The following is a 17,776-nucleotide window of genomic DNA, read 5'->3' as shown; positions in this document are numbered from 1 at the left end:
ACCCCCTGCACTCGTCGGTATTCGAGTGCTCAGATGAAATTCCCCGAGAGGTACTGCCGTCACGCCGACCCCCAATTCTCGCTGCACCGAGAAACGATCTTCGACAAACGCCAATCTCCGACGCGGTGGGCCGGTGCGACGATTTTAGCGAGAATGCGTTGTCTTGTGTGGGTGAACGTGTTTACCGCAGGGAATGCCACGCTTTCGTGATGTCGTTCGGACTACTGCTTCGTCATCGCGATCGTCATCCTGTGCTCGGGATCGGCCAGGTGACTGTGGTCGTCCTCCCCGATATCGATACGCGCCCACGCAATGTCTCCGGTGAAACCATTTCCGGTCGGCCCGTACTCGCTGGAGACGGGGGAGGCGACATCGATTCCGACGTCCACCGTTTCGTCCATCGAGAACATGAAGGGAAGTGTCCGTTCCACCTTCCCCGTGCCGATGGGGTGTCCGTCCGCGGAGAGGGTGACGGTGCCGCCTTTACCGAGGCCGCCGCCTTCGTACTCGAACTCCATGCGCACTTCGTGCTCTCCGGGGGATAACGGCTGGTCGGAGGTGGTGGTGTACTCGTTCATCCCGAGGACGTTGTAGGTGTATTTCAGGTATCCGTCCCTCGTATACACACTCCAGCCGCCGAACGCCCCGCCCTGGACGAGAATGACCCCGTTCGCGCCCGATTCCGGGATGGTCACTTTCGCGGTGACCGAGTGCGACTTGTTCTTGACGTTGATGACCGAGTTCTCACTGAGCCGCTTCATCCCCGGGTAGAACACCTGCGAGGTCCCCTGGATCAATGTGGGTCTGCCGACCAGTTCGTTGTTGAACCGCTCGGCCGACCGCGTATCCATGGGCAGCACCTTGAATCGCGCCGCCTGGATGAGGAACAGCCGCTGCAGCTCGGCCAGCTTGTCCGGGTGCTCGCCCGCGAGGTCGTGCGACTGCGTCCAGTCCTCTTCCACGTTGTAGAGCTCCCATACGTCGGCGTCGAGGCCGTGCGACGAGGAGAGCCACGGGTCCTTGTGTTTGGCGACGGCGGTCCAGCCCTTGTGGAAGATCGCGCGGTTGCCGAGCATCTCGAAGTACTGCGTTTCGTGCTGTTCCGGTGCGTCACCGTCGTCGAAGGAGTAGTTCATCGCCGTGCCCTCGAACGGGCGCTGCGTGACACCGTGCACCGTGCTCGGTTCGGGAATGCCCGCGGCCGCGAGCACCGTGGGTGCGACATCGATGACGTGCGCGAATTGGTCGCGAATCTCGCCGCGTGCCGCGATGCCGTTCGGCCAGCTCACGATCGTCCCGTTGCGGGTGCCGCCCCAATGCGAGGCCACCTGCTTGGTCCACTGGTACGGGGTGTCCATCGCGTGTGCCCAGCCGATGGCGTAGTGGTTGTAGGAGTCGGGAGTGCCGAGGTCGTCGATGTGCTCGATCATGTAGTCCTCGGTTTCGAGGTGATCCATGTGGTTGATGATGAAACTCTCGTTGGTGGTTCCCTTCATCGTTCCTTCGGCGGACGCCCCGTTGTCGCCGATGATGATGTACACGAGGGTGTCGTCGAGGACGCCGAGATCGTCGAGAGAATCCAGCACCCGTCCGACGTGGTGGTCGGTGTAGGCGAGGAATCCGGCATAGACCTCCATCTGGCGGGCGAGTGCCGGACGGAGTTTCTCGCTCATCTCCTCCCACGCGGGGATGCCCGGGCTTCGAGCGGTGAGGGTGGCCTCGCGAGGGACCACCCCGAGTTCCTTCTGCCGGGCGAACGTCTCTTCGCGGAGCTTGTCCCAGCCCTGATCGAACTTGCCCCGGTACTTGTCCGCCCATTCCTTCGGCACGTGGTGTGGGGCGTGGGTGGCGCCGGGCGCGAAATAGGTGAAGAACGGCTTGTCGGGCGCGAGTGCCTTCTGCTGTTTGGTCCAGGCGATCGCCTTGTCCGCCATGTCCGCCATGAAGTGGTACCCCTCGTCGGGAGTGCCCCAGGGCTCGAGCGGGGAGGTGTTCTCGTAGATTGCCGGGTACCACTGGTTGGTCTCCCCGCCGATGAACCCGTAGAAGTACTCGAAGCCCCCGCCCGGGTGTGGCCAGTGGTCGAACGGACCGACCGGTGAGGACTCCCAGACGGGGACCTCGTGGCACTTCCCGAACTGCGCCGTGCTGTAACCATTGAGCTTGAGTATCTCGGCGAGCGGGGCGCAGTTGTTGGGCCTCAGCGAGCTGTAACCGGGTGCGCTCGTGGCAATCTCGGTGATGCCACCCATCCCGACCGTGTGGTGGTTGCGGCCGGACAGCAGAGCGGCACGCGTCGGTGAGCACAGTGCCGTCGTGTGGAAACGGGTGTATTTGAGCCCCTGGGCGGCGACGCGTTCGAAGTTCGGTGTCTCCACCGGACCGCCGAACGAGCTGGACGCGCCGAAGCCGGTGTCGTCGACGAGGATGACCAGCACGTTCGGGGAGCCGTCGGGTGGGAGCAGGCGGCGGATCGGTGGATAGCTCGTGTCCGGATCCGACGCGTCGTAGGTGACGGTTCCCGTGTACTCGAGGTCGGGAATCGGAAGGGTTCCGCGTTGGATGTCCGTCGAATCGGCTGCCATGGCTACCACTCTGCGACTGCTGAGGGCGGTGGTCGGTGCCCGCCCCCGAAATTCGGATGCGGCTCTCGGCGACGCTAACCGCGCGCTGCTGTCGGCGGGATCACCCACGGAGGGTGATCCCAGCCAGCAGGCCGAGTGCAGTGCGGACCCAGGCGGAGAAGGTCCGTTCGTTCGCGAGAGTGAACCGGTAGTCCGGTTCCGTGTCGACTTCCGGTGTCAGGAGGACACTCCGACCGGACGGTCGCCGACGATCGAGATCCGCTCCATCACCCGCCGCGCCGGAAAGTGGTCACTCGCCGCGTAGTGCTGGCAGGCGCGGTTGTCCCAGAACGCCACCGTGTTCGGCTGCCATCGCAGGCGCACCTGGAATTCGGGACGGTGGACGTGCCGGTAGAGCATGCGCAGCAATTCGTCGGATTCGGTCGGGGACATCCCGACGATGCGTTGCGTGAAGCTCAGGTTCACGAAGAGGACGTGGCGCCCGTCTCGGGTATCACGCGGACCACCGGATGCTGGACGGCGGGGAACTGGGGGCGCAGCATCTCCACGGTCTCCGGCGGCATGTCCGGAAGAACAGGACCTTCCATTCGAGGAGTGCGCGACGCAGTTCCGACATCGTCTCGTCGGGCAGGCCACCGGTCAGCCGGATCCCGGACACCTCGGCGCCGATCGTCGGGGTCACCGGACTGCAGACCAGGCTCGGTCAACAAAACCGGTCAAGCATTATTGTCTATTCACTTAGTCCATCAAATCGCCTAGTATTAGGGTATCTAGTGGAAAACGATGTAGATCTATGAATTCACCGGACCGCACCGGCGCGTGGCCCGTGCCGACCGGTCTCCGACCGTCACCCTGGAGGAATGCACGCTCATGAACGATGTCGTCGAGTACCGAAAGCTCTTCATCGGTGGTGACTGGGTGACGCCGACCGGGACAGGAACTCTCGACGTGATCTCGCCCCACAGCGAGGAACGCGTCGGGCGGGTGCCCGCCGCCACGGTCGAGGATGTCGACCGCGCGGTCGCCGCTGCTCGTGCTGCTTTCGACACCGGGCCCTGGCCGCTGATGCCGCTGGCCGAGCGGATCGGGGTCGTGACCCGGATCAAGGAGGGGATCGCCGCCCGGGCCGGCGACTTCGCCGAACTGATCTCCCGCCAGAACGGAGCCCCGATGAGCTCCGCCGTGCGGACCCAGGTGCTCGGCGCCGTCGCCGCGTACGGTTCGGCCTGCACTACTGCCGCGGAATTCGGGTGGGAACAGGAGCGACCGGGCGTCACGGGCCCGATGGTGGTGCGTCACGAACCGGTGGGGGTGGTCGCCGCGGTCGTTCCGTGGAATGTCCCTCAACTCGTGATCGCCGCCAAGCTGGCCCCCGCGCTCCTCGCGGGGTGCACGGTCGTCCTCAAGCCCGCACCCGAGACGCCACTGGACGCGAACCTTCTCGCCGAGGTCTGCACGGAGGCAGGCCTTCCCCGAGGGGTGCTGAGTGTGCTGCCCGCCGATCGAGACGTGAGCGGTCATCTCGTCGCGCATCCCGAGGTCGACAAGGTGGCCTTCACGGGATCGGTCCTGGCGGGAAAGCAGATCATGGCTGCCGCTGCCGAGAACCTCACCCGGGTGACGCTCGAACTCGGAGGCAAATCCGCCGCAATTCTCCTCGAGGACGCCGACCTCGACACGGCGATCCCGCACGTGGTCGCCGGCGCCTTCGTCAACAGCGGCCAGGCGTGCGTCGCCCTCACCCGCATCCTGGTTCCCGCAGCGCGATACGACGAGGTTGCCGACACACTGGCCGCCGCGATCGCGGCGCTGAGAGTCGGTGACCCGTCCGATCCCGCCACCGTCATCGGGCCGATGGTGAGCGCACGACAGCGGCAGCGGAACCTCGACTACATCCGTCTCGGCCAGGAGGAGGGCGCGAAAATCCTCACCGGCGGAGGTGTGCCCGCCGGCCTGTCCTCGGGCTGGTACGTCGAGCCCACTCTGCTCGGCAACGTCGACAACTCCATGCGCGTCGCGCGGGAGGAGATCTTCGGGCCGGTCGTCTGCCTGATCCCGTTCGACGACGAGGACGACGCCGTCCGCATCGCCAACGACTCCGACCTCGGGCTCTCGGGCGCGGTGTGGGCCGGCGACGTGCAGCACGGCCTCGACGTCGCCCGCCGCGTCCGGACCGGCACGTTCTCGGTGAACTGCCAGCGCTTCGACGTCGCCGGACCGTTCGGCGGCTACAAGAATTCCGGTCTCGGCCGCGAGTTCGGACCCGAGGGGCTGGCCGCGTACCTGGAGACCAAGTCCATCTTCCTGCCCGCTCAGTAGTCGAAGGAGAAAATCAGTGCAAGCCGCAGTTCTGCACCGGACGGGGGACGAGCAGTTGGACGTCACCCGCTCGATCACCGCGACGTCGTTCGGACCCGGACGGGTCCGCGTCCGTCTTCACAAGGCGGGTCTGTGCCATTCGGACCTGTCCGCCATGAGTGGTGTACTCCCGCACAAGGCTCCGTTCGTCCCCGGTCACGAGGGTGCCGGGGAAGTTGTCGAGGTCGGCGACGGCGTCGCCGACCTGGCGGTGGGCGACCGGGTCGTCATCTGCTGGATGCCGCCGTGCGACCGCTGCCCGTCCTGTACGTCGGGCGCGGCACATTTGTGCCTCAGTGGATACAAGAATCTCGCGACACCCAATTTCGAGATGGACGGGATCGCGCTGCCGGGGATGATGGGCGAGGGGACGTTCGCCGAAGAGGTCGTCGTCTCCGCCGCGGCCGCGATCACGATCCCGGACGACGTCCCCTACGAGATCGCTGCGCTCATCGGGTGCGGCGTCACCACGGGGATCGGTGCCGCGCTCAACACTGCCCGCGTGGAGCCGGGTTCGTCGGTGGTCGTGATCGGTCTCGGTGGTGTCGGGATCAGTATTCTGCAGGGCGCCCGCGTCGCCGGTGCCGCTCAGATCGTCGCGGTCGACCCCACCTCCAACCGGCGCGATTGGGCCCTGAAGTTCGGCGCGACGACTGCGGTTTCCCCGGAAGAACTGCAGGACACCGTGAAACGGATCAGTGGTGGTGCAGGCGTCGACTACGCCTTCGAGGCGGTGGGTACGCCGGGCACGCTGCGCGCGGCCTACGATTGCACGCGCCGGGGTGGAACGGTCTGCCTCGTCGGCGCCGGCTCCCGGACCGAGCCTCTCGGCCTCACCATGGGTGAACTCGTACTGGACGAGAAGAAGTTGCTGCCGTCGTTCTTCGGCGGTGACGACGTCCGGCGCACCTACGCCAAGGTCGTCGAACTGTGGCGGGCGGGCCGAATCGATCTGCAGTCCATGATTACTCACCACGTTCCGCTGTCCGGGATCAACGAGGCCATCCGCCAGATGAAGACCGGTGAAGCGTTGCGCACCGTGATCGACATCGTCTAGGACGCGGCGGCAGGCCCCGCACCCGGAGGTGCGGGGCCTGCTGTCGTCTCGCTACACGCCGAGGTCCTTCGCGATGATGGTCTTCATGACCTCGCTGGAACCGGCGTAGATCCGGTTGACGCGGGTATCGGCGTACAGCCGGGCGATCGGGTACTCACGCATGTAGCCATAACCGCCGTGCAGTTGCAGGCACTTGTCGATGACGCGCCCGGCGACCTCGGTGCAGAACAGCTTGATCTTCGCTGCGTCGGCGACGGTCAACTCGCCGATCTCGTCGAGGTCCAGTGCGCGGTCGACCATGCTCTGAGCGGCTTGCACCTCCGTCGCACATTCGGCGAGAACGAACTTCGTGTTCTGGAACGCCGACACCGGCGTGCCGAAGACCTGGCGTTCGAGCACGTAGGCCTTGGCGAACTCGATCGCGGCGCTCGCGTTTGCGTATGCACCCACCGCTGCTCCGAGGCGCTCCCGCACCAGGTTGCGAGTCAGATAGGAGAATCCGGCGCCTTCCTCACCGAGGAGATTCTCGACGGGGACTACCACGTCGGTGAACGACAGCTCGGCGGTGTCCTGAGCGCGCAGGCCGATCTTTTCCAGCTTGCGTCCGACACCGAAGCCCTCCGATGCGGTGTCGACGCACAGGATCGACAGACCACCTCTGCGGTTGCCGGGGTCGGGCGGGGAGGTGCGGCACACCACCAGGATCAGATCCGCCTGTGCGCCACCGGTGATGAAGGTTTTCGCGCCGTTCAGCACGTAGTGCGTGCCGTCTTCGGACAGTGCGGCGGTCGTCTTGATTCCTGCCAGATCGGAACCGGCGCCGGGCTCGGTCATCGCGATGGCCGTCATCATCTCGCCGGAGACGAACCGGGGCAGCCATCGCTGCTTCTGCTCCTCGGTGCCGTATTCCAGCAGGTAGGGCTGCACGAGACAGGTGTGCACCACGTCGGCGCCGAAGCTGACGCCTGCGCGTGCCGCTTCCTCGCGGATCACTGCCTGGTATTTGAAGCTGGTCTCCCCGGCCCCGCCGTACTGCTCGGGGATCTCGATACCGAACACTCCGAGTTCACCGAGCCGCCGGTAGAGCGCACGAGGCACCTGGCCCTCGCTTTCCCATCCGGCATACGACGGCGCGACCTCCTTGGCGATGAACTCGCGGATAGTCTTGCGGAAGGTTTCGTGATCTTCGTCGAACACGGTTCGCTTCACGGTCGGTGTCCCTTCGGTCAGTACTCCGGCGAGAGAGGGTCGGACAGTACGTGGGGTAAGATTCCCTAACCAGATGATCGGGAAGAATTGCGATAGAGCACGCTCTTTTCGCGAATAAGTGAATCTTACCTCATATCGTTGCAAATCGGCACCGGGCGAGGGGATTCCGCAGGGACACGGAGGATGCCAGCATGGTCGTACGCAGACCCCACGACCGCAAGCAGCAGATTCTCGCCGCGGCCGGCGACCTGTTCCGGGAACGCGGCTATCACAACGTGTCCGTCGCCGACGTCGCCGCCGAGGTCGGGATCACCGCTCCCGCTCTCTACCGGCACTTCCGCAACAAGCCGGATCTGCTTCACAGCGCGGTCCAGGCCGGCCTCGACTCACTGTTCGCCACGGTGTCGGAATCCGAAGACGTGAAGGCGCTGCTGACCAATCTGTCCTCGTCGGTGTCGCGGCGACGCGGACTGTTCCTGCTGTGGCAGCGCGAGGCCAGGCACCTTCCGGCGCAGCAGCGCGAGCTCATGCGGGCGCAGGTCAAAGACGTCGCAGCCCGGGTGGCCGCGCTGATTCGCGCCGAGCGTCCCGAACTGCACGACGGCGACGAGTACCTCCTCGGGTGGAGCGTGATCGCGGTCTTCGGCAGTATCTCGGGGCACCGCGTTGCCCTCGGGAGACGACAGATGGAGGCGCTGCTGTACGCCCTCGCCGAGAGGGTCGTACTGGCCCGTGTGGGCGTCTCGGAGTCGCGGGACCAGCCGCAGGGCAGGCCTGTCTCGGTGACTCTTCCGCGTCGTGAACTGCTCCTGATCGAGGCGATCCGGCTCTTCGACGAGCGCGGATACCAGTCCGTGAACACCGAGGAGATCGGTGAGGCCGCCGGAACGACAGGTCCGAACGTCTACAACCACTTCGATGCCAAGGTCGACCTCCTCGTCGCCGCCGTGTCCCGGGGTGGGGAGCGACGGCGGCTCGGGGCGGCGCAGGCGATGACGGAGGCCGGTAGTCCGGACGAGGCCCTGATCGGGCTCTTGAAGGCGCACATCGACTTCGCGATCACCGAACGCCACCTCCTCGGGGTGTTGATCAGCGAACTCGACCAGCTCCCCGACAAGTTCCGCAAGACGTGCGAGCAGAGTCAGCGCGAATATCTCGGCCTGTGGGTGCAGGTGCTGGACGAGGTGAAACCCGGCCTCACACCGGCCGAGGCGAGGATTACAGTCAGTGCCGCACTGACCGTGGTGGAGAACGCGGTTCGAACCGGCAGGCTTCGGCGTCGTCCGGATCTTGCGGAACGGCTGGCCGAGATCGGTACCGCGGTCCTTCTGGGCAACTGACGGCAGCCCGCGAACGAGGAAGGGCGGCGGTTCCGAGGAACCGCCGCCCTTCGCCCGTCGTGTGGAAACGTCTACGCTCCGAGGCTCTCCCGGAGGTCCGCCTTCCGGATCTTGCCCGTGGCGGTGGCCGGGAGTGCGTCGAGCACGTGGACCGCTCGGACGCGCTGATACGGGGCCACTTCCGCGGCAACGTGCCCGATGATCGAGTCGGTGATCTCCGCACTGCTGCGGACCCCTGGGCGCAGCACCACGAAGGCCACCGGAATCTCTCCCGCGGTCTCGCTCGGAGCCCCGACCACCGCGGCCTGCGCCACGGCCGGATGCGTACAAACGAGTTCCTCCAGCGGCTGTGGATAGACGTTGTATCCCTTGTAGATGATCAGATCCTTCGTGCGTCCCACGATGAACAGATGGCCGTAGTCGTCGATCCTGCCCATGTCGCCGGTGTGCAACCAGCCTCCGATGAACTGCCGTGCGGTCAATTCGGGTTCACCCTGGTAGCCGTCGGTGATCTGCGGGCCGCGAGCCCAGATCTGGCCTGCGCGGCCGACCGGAAGCAGCGTCGACCCGTCGTCGTCCCGGATCTCGATTTCGGTGTCGAAGATCGGTATTCCGACGCTGCCGAGCGGAGTGTCCACCGCCGGGGAGGCGGCGTGCATCGTCACCGCCATCGTCGCTTCGCTCAGGCCGTACCCCTCGGTGACCATCGCGCGTGGAAACACCTCCCGCAGCGTGCGGATGGCTGTGGTGTCGAGCGGGGCGGCCCCGGACCCGATGTACCGCACCGACGTCAGGTCGTGCTCGCGGAGCGTGCGCGCCCTCAGGATCGCGTAGTACATCGTCGGCGATCCGGCGAGGTAGGTGACGCGGTGGCGATCCACGTCGTCGAGGAAGGTGTCCGGGTCGAAGCGACCCGACAGGATCGCGGTTCCCCCCATGAGAGTCGCGAAATTGTGGCTCACCAGGCCGAGGCCGTGGAAGAGCGGAGCCACCGCGATCGACACGCTCGCACCGGGCACGAGCATGTGCGGAGTCTGCGCGCCGGCGATCGGTGTCAACGTGATCGCACCGTCGTCCAGCGTGGCAGCGTGTCCGGTCCGCCAGCTCGTGGTCTGCACGACGTTCGCAACCAGATTCCGGTGCAGCACGCGCACCGCCTTCGACCGTCCGGTGGTACCACCGGTCAGCTGGAGGTGGGCGACGAGATCCGGATCCACGCGATAATTCGTCAGCGGTTCGGCATCCAGCAGTTCGGCGAGAGGCACCAGACCGGTGGTGGTCACCTCGCTGCCGGCCGGGCCTGCCGCAGTGGCAGGGATGACGACCAGGGTCCGCTCGCACTCCGACTCCATCTGGGCGGCGAGCGCCGTGGCGGCGCAGGACGGGTGCGTGAACACCACTTTCGCGGCGCAGTCGTCGAGTTGACGCCGCAGTTCGGCGGCCGGTTGCGCGGGATTGATCGGTGCCACCGCCGCTCCGGAACACAGTGCGCCGTAATAGGCCACCACGTACCAGAGGGAGTTGGGCATATGGAGTGCGACCGCATCCTCGGGTTCGATGCCGCGGATCCGGAGGCTCCCGGCCACCCTCAGTGCTCGATCGTGCAATTCGGCGAAGGTGAGGGTGGTGTCGCCGTCTCGCAGCGCGACACGGTTCGGGTACGAGCGTGCTGCCCCGGCCAGGATGGCGTCGGCGCCGCACTCCGGATAGTCGAGACTGCGGGGGAGACCGGTCGGCCAGCTACCGGTCAGATCGGGGACCCGGACGTCACTCATATGTGGAAGGTCCTTCATGTCAGATCAATTCGAGGATCGTCGCATTGGCCATGCCACCGCCCTCGCACATCGACTGCAGCCCGTAGCGGATGCCCTCGTCGCGCATGTGATGAACCAGGGTGGTCATGAGCCGGGCGCCGGAACCGCCGATGGGGTGACCCAACGCCATCGCGCCGCCGTTGGGGTTCAGACGTTCGTAGTCGGCGCCGGTCTCGCGCAGCCAGGCCAGGGACACCGAGGCGAACGCCTCGTTGATCTCGAACGCGCCGATGTCGTCGACCGACAGCCCGGACTTCGCCAATGCCTTGGCGGTCGCCGGTATGGGACCCTTCAGCATCGTCACGGGGTCGGTGCCGGTGACCACCGCGGTGTGGATGCGGGCGATCGGGGTCCAGCCCTGTGCCTCGGCGAACTCGCTGGTGGTGATCAGCAGGGCCGCGGACCCGTCGGAGATCTGGGACGAATTCGCCGCGGTGATGATGCCGTCCTCGTCGAACGCCGGACGCAGCCGCGCCAGTGTCTCGAGCGTGCCGCCGCGCCGCACGCCTTCGTCGGTGTCGAAGACGTGCATCCTGCCCTCGGCGTCGGTGACGTCGACCGCGGTGATCTGGTCCTTGAAGCGACCCCCGTCGATCGCGGCCGCGGCCCGGGCGTGGGAATCGAGAGCATGCTGGTCCAACTCGGTGCGAGTGAGACCGTATTCGTCGGCGATCAGCTGCGCGCCCATGCCCTGGTTGAACCGCACCCCGTTGTAACGGTCCCAGACGAGCGGTCCGTGGGGCTCCCCGAAATCGCCCGCAGCGCGGGCGGATCCGAGGGGAACGGCGCTCATCATCTCGACGCCACCCGCGACCGCAACGTCGTACTGCCCGGAGATCACCCCCGCAGCGGCCTGATGCACGGCCTGCTGCGAAGACCCGCACTGACGGTCGACGGTGACGCCGGGAACGTGCTCGGGCCAGCCGGCGGCGAGCACGGCGGAACGGGCGATGCAGCCCGACTGCATGCCGAGCGTGCCGACGCAGCCCCAGACCACGTCGTCGACGAGGCCCGGATCGAGACGGACCCGGTCGGCGAGTGCGCCGAGCACATGAGCGGACAACGAGGCCGCGTGCATTCGGGACAGTGCGCCGCCCCGTTTGCCGACCGCGGTCCGGACGGCGTCGACAATGACTGCGTCGCGCATGGGAACTCCAGGTGTACTAGGGGATCAGGGATTGGGGTGGTGAACGTGCGGGCCCTACAGGCCCATGTCCTTGGCGATGATGGTCTTCATGACCTCGCTGGTTCCGCCGTAGATGCGGCTGACGCGAGTGTCTGCGTACAGACGGGCGATGGGGTATTCGAGCATGTAGCCGTAGCCGCCGTGCAGCTGCAGGCATTTGTCGATGACGCGTGCCGCGACTTCGGTGCAGAACAACTTGATCCGTGCGGCGTCGGCAGCGGTGAGCTCGCCGGAATCGTCCAGTTCGAGCCCTCGGTCCACGAGCACCTGGGCGGCTTCGACGTCCGTGGCGCACTCGGCGAGAACGAATTTGGTGTTCTGGAAGCTCGCGACCGGCTTGCCGAACACCTTCCGCTCGGTCACGTAGTCCTTCGCGAACCGGACCGCGGCGGCAGCGGACGAGACTCCGCCGACGCCGATGGACAGGCGCTCGCGCGGCAGGTTCTGCCCGAGATAGGAGAAACCGCGATCCTGCTCGCCGAGCAGATTCTCCACCGGAACCACCACATCGGTGAAGGACAGCTCGCTGGTGTCGCTGGCGCGCAAGCCCAGCTTCTCCAGCTTGCGACCGTATTCGAACCCGGGGCTGTCGGTCGGAACGACGAGCAGGCTCAAGCCGAAGCGGCGATCGTCCGCCGTGGGGGCCGAGGTGCGGGCCACGACCACACAGAGTTCCGAGTTGACCGCGCCGGTGATGAAGGTCTTGGCCCCGTTGAGGACGTAATGCGTGCCGTCCTCGGAGAGCTTGGCGGTGGTCTTGATCCCGGCGAGGTCGGAACCGGTACCCGGCTCCGTCATGGCGATGCACAGCATGGTCTCGCCGGACGCCACTCCGGGAAGCCAGCGCTTCTTCTGCACCTCGTCGGCCAACCGGAGCAGATACGGCAGCACGATGCCGATGCTGACGGTGTAGTGGCCGAATCCGACTGCAGCGCGGGCGGCTTCCTCCTGCATGATGGCTTGGAACTTGAAGCTTGCGTCGCCGGCGCCCCCGAATTCCTCCGGGATGCCGAATCCGGTGGCGCCGAGGTCGCCGAGTTTGGTGAACAATTCACGCGGAACGCGGTTCGCCGATTCCCAGTCCGCGTAGTGCGGAGTGATCTCCTTGGCGATGAACGTCCGGATGGTGTCCCGGAACGCCTCGTGTTCGTCGTTGTAGACCGTGCGTTTCATCTCTGATGTCCTTTCAGTTCGCGGTGACGACGGCGGACCCTTGGAGGGTGACCGTTCCGTCCGGCAGGGTCACGGTGAGATCGAGGTGGGCGAGACCGTTCTCGACCTTCACCACCGTCCCGGTGCAGGACGGGGTCGAGTTGACCGGTGTGATCGCCGAGAATCGGACGTTGTACGAACGGATGCGTTCCTGTGCAACGTAGTTCGTCAGCAATCGGCCCAGGTACGCCATCGACAGCATGCCGTGGGCGAACACGTCGGGAATTCCGACGGCGGTGCACGCGTCGATATCGATGTGCACCGGATTGTGGTCACCCGACGCGCCCGCGTACAGGGCGAGCGTGGAGCGGGTGATCTTCGGTAGCTCGAGGGTGAGGGTGTCTCCGGAATTCATCTCAGCCGACTTTCTCGTACAGGGTGACGACGCCGGCGCCGCCGAGACCCAGGTTGTGCTGGAGTGCGAGGGTGGCGCCCTCGACCTGCCGGGGACCGGACTCGCCGCGCAACTGCCAGACGAGTTCGGTGCATTGTGCGAGGCCGGTGGCGCCCAGCGGGTGCCCCTTGGACAGCAGTCCGCCCGACGGGTTGACGACCACCCGGCCTCCGTAGGTGTTGTCGCCGTCGAGGATGAACTGCTCGGCGCCGCCCTCCTCGACGAGCCCGAGTGCCTCGTAGCAGAGCACCTCGTTGACGGTGAAGCAGTCGTGGAGTTCGACGACCGCGATGTCGTGCGGATCCACGCCCGACATCTCGTACACGTTCTGCGCTGCCGTCCTCGTGACGTCCGAGCCGACGACCTTGATCATGCTGCGGTCGTCGAACGTGCTGGGCAGGTCGGAGGTCATGGACTGGGCCGCGATGGCCACGTCGGCGCGCAGGCCGTGGGCACGGGCGAACTCTTCGCTGCAGAGGACGGCTGCGGCCGCACCGCAGGTGGGAGGGCATGCCTGGTATCGCGTGACGGGTCCGTAGAGAGTCGGTGCCGCGAGCACTTCCTCTTCGGTCAGCGGAGTCCGGAACACCGAGTACGGGTTGTTCGCGGAATGCCGGCGGGCCTTCACTTGGATCTTCGCGAACGTTTCCGCTTTCATGCCGTACTCGGCCATGTACTCCAGACCCGCCGCGCCGAAGTACTGCGCCGCGCGGGGCACGTCGGTGTCGATGCCGAACGTGTCCTCGAGCACCTCGTCGAAGCGGCCGAGCGGCCGCGGCCGGTCGGTCCACGCGCCCTTCAGCGCGCCCGGCTGCATCTGCTCGAAGCCGACCGCCAGCACACACTCGGCCGCGCCGCTCTCGACCGCCTGACGGGCGAGCCACAGCGCCGTCGACCCGGTGGCGCAGTTGTTGTTGACGTTGACGACCGGGATGCCGGTCTGCCCGAGCCGGTACAGGGCGCGCTGCCCGCACGTGGAGTCGCCGTACACGTAGCCGGCGTAGGCCTGCTGCACGCTCGCGTAGTCGACTCCGGCATCCCGCAGGGCGGCGTGCGCGGCCGCGGCGCCCATCACGTCGTAGTCGTCGCTCTGTCCGGGTTTCGTGAACGGGATCATGCCAACCCCGGCCACGATCGTCCTGCGGCTCATGCTTTCTCCAATTTCACGGGTTGTCGCTCAGACGCGGCCGGCGTCGACGACCAGGCACTGGCTGTTGACGTAGTCGGATTCGGGTGTGCAGAGGAGGTACACCGCTCCCGCGGCCTCCTTCGGGGTGCCGCCCCGGCCGAACGGGATCGTGGTGGCCATCGCCGCCATGCGGTCGGGGTTGACTCCGACGCGGATGTCGCGCCCGTCGATGTTCAGCGTCGTGTTCGTCTCGGCCGTGACCTCGGTCATGCGGGTGACGATGAACCCGTACGCGACGGCGTTGACGTTGACCTTGTAGCGGCCCCACTCCTTGGCGAGGGTCTTGGTGAGTCCGATGACGCCCGCTTTCGCGGAACCGTAGTTCGCCTGTCCCGCATTGCCGTAGAAGCCGGACGTCGAGGAGATGTTGACGACCTTGCGGTGGTAGTCGGTGGGGTTGGCCTTGATGTACGGCTGGGCGGCGCGCAGGATCCGGAACGGCGCCTTGAGGTTGACGTCGAGAATCGTGTCCCACTGTTCGTCGGTCATCTTCTGGATGACGGTGTCCCAGGTGTAGCCGGCGTTGTTGACGATGATGTCGAGGCCGCCGAACGATTCGACGGCGGTGTTCACGAACCGCTCGGCGAATCCGTCGTCGGATACCGATCCGACGCAGCTCACCGCCTGCCCGCCTGCTGCCTTGATGTCCTGCTCGGTCTGGGTGGCAGGTTCGGGGTCGAGGTCGTTGACCACGACGGCGGCGCCCTCGGAGGCGAGTTTGAGTGCGATTTCCCGGCCGATGCCGCGGCCGGAGCCGGAGACGAGGGCGACTTTTCCGTCCAGAGTTCCCATGTGTCGTACGTCCTGTTCGTGTAGTCGTCAGGCGAGGGCCGCCGCGTGACCGGCGTCGAGGCCGATCTCGGCGAGGACCTCGCGGGTGTGGGCGCCGACGTACGGCGCGGGTGTGGGCGCCGAAGCGGGCGTTCCCAGGTAGCGGGGTGCGGGGGAGGGTTGAACGGAACCGTCCCCGAAGGTTCCGAAGGTTCCGCGGCTCACGTTGTGCGGGTGTTCGGCTGCTTCGGTGAGGGTCAGGACGGGTGAGACACACGCGCCCTGGCCGTCGAACCTCGACTCCCACTCGGTTCGGGTCCGGGTCGAGAAGACCTGGGCAAGGCGTTCGGCCATCGTCGGCCACGCGTCGCGGTCGTGTTGCCGGGCGAAATGTAGGTCGTCGGCCAGCTCCAGCACCCGGAGCATCGCGGCGTAGAACTGCGGTTCGACGCAGCCGACGGCCACGAATCGTCCGTCCGCGCAACGGTATGTCCGATAGAACGGCGCCGCGCCGTCGAACATGTTCGACGCCCGCCGGTCCACCCACCGGTCGCGGGCGAGCAAACCGTGGATCAGGGCCAGCTGCACCGCTGTGCCGTCGGTCATCGCCGCATCGACCACCTGTCCGCGGCCGTCGATCCGGGACCGGAGCATCGCCGTCGTCATCCCCAGTGCGAGAAGCATTCCGCCGCCGCCCATGTCGCCGACCAGGTTCAACGGCACCGGGGGAACGTCACCCTCCGAGCCCATTGCGCCGAGGGCGCCGGTCAGGGCGATGTAGTTGATGTCGTGGCCCGGCTCCTGCGCCAGCGGCCCGTCCTGACCCCAGCCCGTCATCCGGCCGTACACCAGCTCGGGGTTCCGGGCCAGGCAGACGCCGGGTCCGAGGCCCAGGCGTTCGGTGACACCCGGCCGGAAACCTTCGATCACCGCATCAGCGGTGTCGATGATCTTCAGCACGGTCTCGACATCACGCGGATCCTTCAGGTTCAGGGCGACGGACCGCCGATTGCGATGCAGCACAGGGTGCCCGGATCGGGATCCGATCTCGGTGTGCCGGTCGATCCGGATCACGTCCGCACCCTGATCGGCGAGCAGCATCCCGCAGAACGGGCCCGGCCCGATTCCGCCGAGCTCGACGATCCGTAGTCCGGTGAGGGGTCCGCTCGCGGCGGACGTGGCGTCAGTGCTCATCAGAAGCGCTCCTTGACAGGGGGATCGGTACGGATTCAGCGTGAACCGGCGTCGACGTTCAGGCACTGGCCGCTGACATAGTCGGTCTCGGGCGCGCAGAGCACGTAGACCGCTCCGGCGGCTTCGGCGGGCGTGCCCGGCCGGCCGAGCGGGTTGGACGTCTTCACCCGATCCATCACCGCCTGACTGACACCCGCCTTGATCTTGCGGCCGCCGATCTCGACGAACGTGTCGTCGCCCGACACCGCCTCCGTCATCCGGGTGAGGATGAAACCGAATGCGACGGCGTTGACGTTGACCTTGTAGCGGCCCCACTCCTTGGCGAGGGTCTTGGTGAGTCCGATGACGCCCGCTTTCGCGGCGGCGTAGTTGGACTGTCCCGCATTGCCGTAGAAGCCGGACGTCGAGGAGATGTTGACGACCTTGCGGTGGTAGTCGGTGGGGTTGGCCTTGATGTACGGCTGGGCGGCGCGCAGGATCCGGAACGGCGCCTTCAGATGGACGTCCAGGATCGTGTCCCACTGTTCGTCGGTCATCTTCTGGATGACGGTGTCCCAGGTGTAGCCGGCGTTGTTGACGATGATGTCGAGGCCGCCGAATGATTCGATTGCGGTGTTCACGAACCGTTCCGCGAATCCGTCCTCCGTCACCGATCCGACGCAGGCGACGGCCTGCCCGCCTGCTGCCTTGATGTCCTGCTCGGTCTGGGTGGCAGGTTCGGGGTCGAGGTCGTTGACCACGACGGCGGCGCCCTCGGAGGCGAGTTTGAGTGCGATTTCCCGGCCGATGCCGCGGCCGGAGCCGGAGACGAGGGCGACTTTTCCGTCCAGAGTTCCCATGATGTGTTGTTCCTCGAGGTTCGTGATGAATGAAATGTTCTGTGGCGTGGTGCCGTACCGCTACGCGGAGGCTCTCGGGTCGCGGATGACGGTGGTCGATCGCAGCTGCGCGATCGGCTCGCCGTGGCGGGTGACCTCGGTGGTGCGGACGAGGAACTGGAGCGCCCCGCCCTTCTTGGCGTAGCAGTTGGTGACTTCGGTCGAGAAGTGAAGGGTGTCACCGGCGTACGCGGCGGCGTGGTAGGTGAACGACTGCTCGCCGTGCAGAATCGTGCGGATGTCGATGCCGAGGTCCGTGTAGAAGGTCGACGGACTCGGCCGCTCCATGTCGAGGCAGAACAGGAAGGTGGGGGGCACCGGCAGGTCGCGGTGGCCGGCCTCCGCCGCGGCGCCCGGGTCGGTGTAGATCGGGTCGTCCTGCCCGGTGGCGCGGGCGAAGAAGGACAGTCGCCCGCGCTCGACCTCCACGGTGTGCTCGGGAATCCGGGTGCCGATGACGCCGGGATCGAGACTTGCCACGGCAACTCCTTGGGTATGAGGGGCGGCGCCTGCCGCCAGGATGGGGGTCCTGCGCCGAATCCACTCGGAACAAGCTCCAGCAACTGGTTAGCGCATATTCACTTTGCGA

The 17,776-nt window shown here is 66.4% G+C and carries 14 protein-coding genes and 2 pseudogenes; 3 read left to right on the top strand and 13 right to left on the bottom strand.

Translation table 11 applies throughout. From position 1 onward, the window contains the following. Positions 1–221: 221 nt before the first annotated feature. From WKC72_RS00515 to WKC72_RS00505, 3 genes and pseudogenes are all read right to left on the bottom strand, one after another. Positions 222–2,585, bottom strand: coding sequence for a sulfatase-like hydrolase/transferase (locus tag WKC72_RS00515; RefSeq protein ID WP_370181454.1), 2,364 nt, complete (start codon positions 2,583–2,585; stop codon positions 222–224). 118 nt (positions 2,586–2,703) lie between these two features. After that, a pseudogene (locus WKC72_RS00510) lies at positions 2,704–2,790 on the bottom strand (YidH family protein); the annotation flags it as partial. Positions 2,791–2,801: 11 nt separating this feature from the next. Beyond that, a pseudogene (locus tag WKC72_RS00505) lies at positions 2,802–3,273 on the bottom strand (TauD/TfdA dioxygenase family protein); the annotation flags it as partial. A 182-nt stretch (positions 3,274–3,455) separates the two neighbouring features. Here WKC72_RS00505 and WKC72_RS00500 point away from each other — a divergent pair. Both WKC72_RS00500 and WKC72_RS00495 read left to right on the top strand, forming a co-directional pair. Next, the gene (locus WKC72_RS00500; protein ID WP_370181453.1) at positions 3,456–4,904 is read left to right on the top strand and encodes an aldehyde dehydrogenase; all 1,449 of its coding nucleotides are present in this window, start codon (positions 3,456–3,458) and stop codon (positions 4,902–4,904) included. Positions 4,905–4,920: 16 nt separating this feature from the next. Continuing rightward, on the top strand, positions 4,921–6,000 hold the full coding sequence (locus WKC72_RS00495) for a zinc-binding dehydrogenase (protein ID WP_370181452.1): 1,080 nt from the start codon (positions 4,921–4,923) through the stop codon (positions 5,998–6,000). Between the two features lie 51 nt (positions 6,001–6,051). Here WKC72_RS00495 and WKC72_RS00490 read toward each other — a convergent pair whose 3' ends face one another. Then, a complete protein-coding gene (locus WKC72_RS00490) occupies positions 6,052–7,209 on the bottom strand; it encodes an acyl-CoA dehydrogenase family protein (protein ID WP_370181451.1) in 1,158 nt (385 codons plus the stop codon). Positions 7,210–7,400: 191 nt separating this feature from the next. Between WKC72_RS00490 and WKC72_RS00485 the strand changes: the two genes are divergently transcribed. Continuing rightward, positions 7,401–8,549, top strand: coding sequence for a TetR/AcrR family transcriptional regulator (locus WKC72_RS00485; protein WP_268791882.1), 1,149 nt, complete (start codon positions 7,401–7,403; stop codon positions 8,547–8,549). A gap of 71 nt (positions 8,550–8,620) precedes the next feature. Here WKC72_RS00485 and WKC72_RS00480 read toward each other — a convergent pair whose 3' ends face one another. From WKC72_RS00480 to WKC72_RS00440, 9 genes are read right to left on the bottom strand one after another with little or no spacing between them, the layout of a single operon-like run. After that, positions 8,621–10,324, bottom strand: a complete 1,704-nt coding sequence (locus WKC72_RS00480; RefSeq protein WP_370181450.1) for a class I adenylate-forming enzyme family protein — start codon at positions 10,322–10,324, stop codon at positions 8,621–8,623. Positions 10,325–10,343: 19 nt separating this feature from the next. After that, the gene (locus WKC72_RS00475; protein WP_370181449.1) at positions 10,344–11,510 is read right to left on the bottom strand and encodes an acetyl-CoA C-acyltransferase; all 1,167 of its coding nucleotides are present in this window, start codon (positions 11,508–11,510) and stop codon (positions 10,344–10,346) included. Positions 11,511–11,564: 54 nt separating this feature from the next. Beyond that, positions 11,565–12,722, bottom strand: a complete 1,158-nt coding sequence (locus WKC72_RS00470) for an acyl-CoA dehydrogenase family protein (protein WP_112300540.1) — start codon at positions 12,720–12,722, stop codon at positions 11,565–11,567. A gap of 13 nt (positions 12,723–12,735) precedes the next feature. Then, the gene (locus WKC72_RS00465; protein WP_037229050.1) at positions 12,736–13,116 is read right to left on the bottom strand and encodes a MaoC/PaaZ C-terminal domain-containing protein; all 381 of its coding nucleotides are present in this window, start codon (positions 13,114–13,116) and stop codon (positions 12,736–12,738) included. 1 nt (position 13,117) lies between these two features. After that, positions 13,118–14,305 (bottom strand): lipid-transfer protein, encoded by a 1,188-nt coding sequence (locus WKC72_RS00460; RefSeq protein WP_370181448.1) that lies wholly within the window; start codon positions 14,303–14,305, stop codon positions 13,118–13,120. Between the two features lie 27 nt (positions 14,306–14,332). Beyond that, entirely contained in the window at positions 14,333–15,136 is an 804-nt protein-coding gene (locus tag WKC72_RS00455; protein WP_112300537.1) for an SDR family NAD(P)-dependent oxidoreductase, read from the bottom strand. 27 nt (positions 15,137–15,163) lie between these two features. Continuing rightward, on the bottom strand, positions 15,164–16,309 hold the full coding sequence (locus WKC72_RS00450; protein WP_112300536.1) for a CaiB/BaiF CoA-transferase family protein: 1,146 nt from the start codon (positions 16,307–16,309) through the stop codon (positions 15,164–15,166). A 35-nt stretch (positions 16,310–16,344) separates the two neighbouring features. Beyond that, entirely contained in the window at positions 16,345–17,148 is an 804-nt protein-coding gene (locus WKC72_RS00445) for an SDR family NAD(P)-dependent oxidoreductase (RefSeq protein WP_370181447.1), read from the bottom strand. 60 nt (positions 17,149–17,208) lie between these two features. After that, positions 17,209–17,667 carry a MaoC family dehydratase N-terminal domain-containing protein gene (locus tag WKC72_RS00440; RefSeq protein WP_112300534.1) on the bottom strand — a complete coding sequence of 153 codons (459 nt, stop codon included), beginning with the start codon at positions 17,665–17,667 and terminating at the stop codon, positions 17,209–17,211. Between the last annotated feature and the right edge of the window lie 109 nt (positions 17,668–17,776).

The sequence above is a fragment of the Rhodococcus wratislaviensis genome, from assembly GCF_041228765.1.
GTDB classification, from domain to species: Bacteria; Actinomycetota; Actinomycetes; order Mycobacteriales; family Mycobacteriaceae; genus Rhodococcus_F; species Rhodococcus_F wratislaviensis.
The sequence above is the reverse complement of the archived record's forward strand: the minus strand, read 5'-3'. Positions and strand labels throughout refer to the sequence as shown.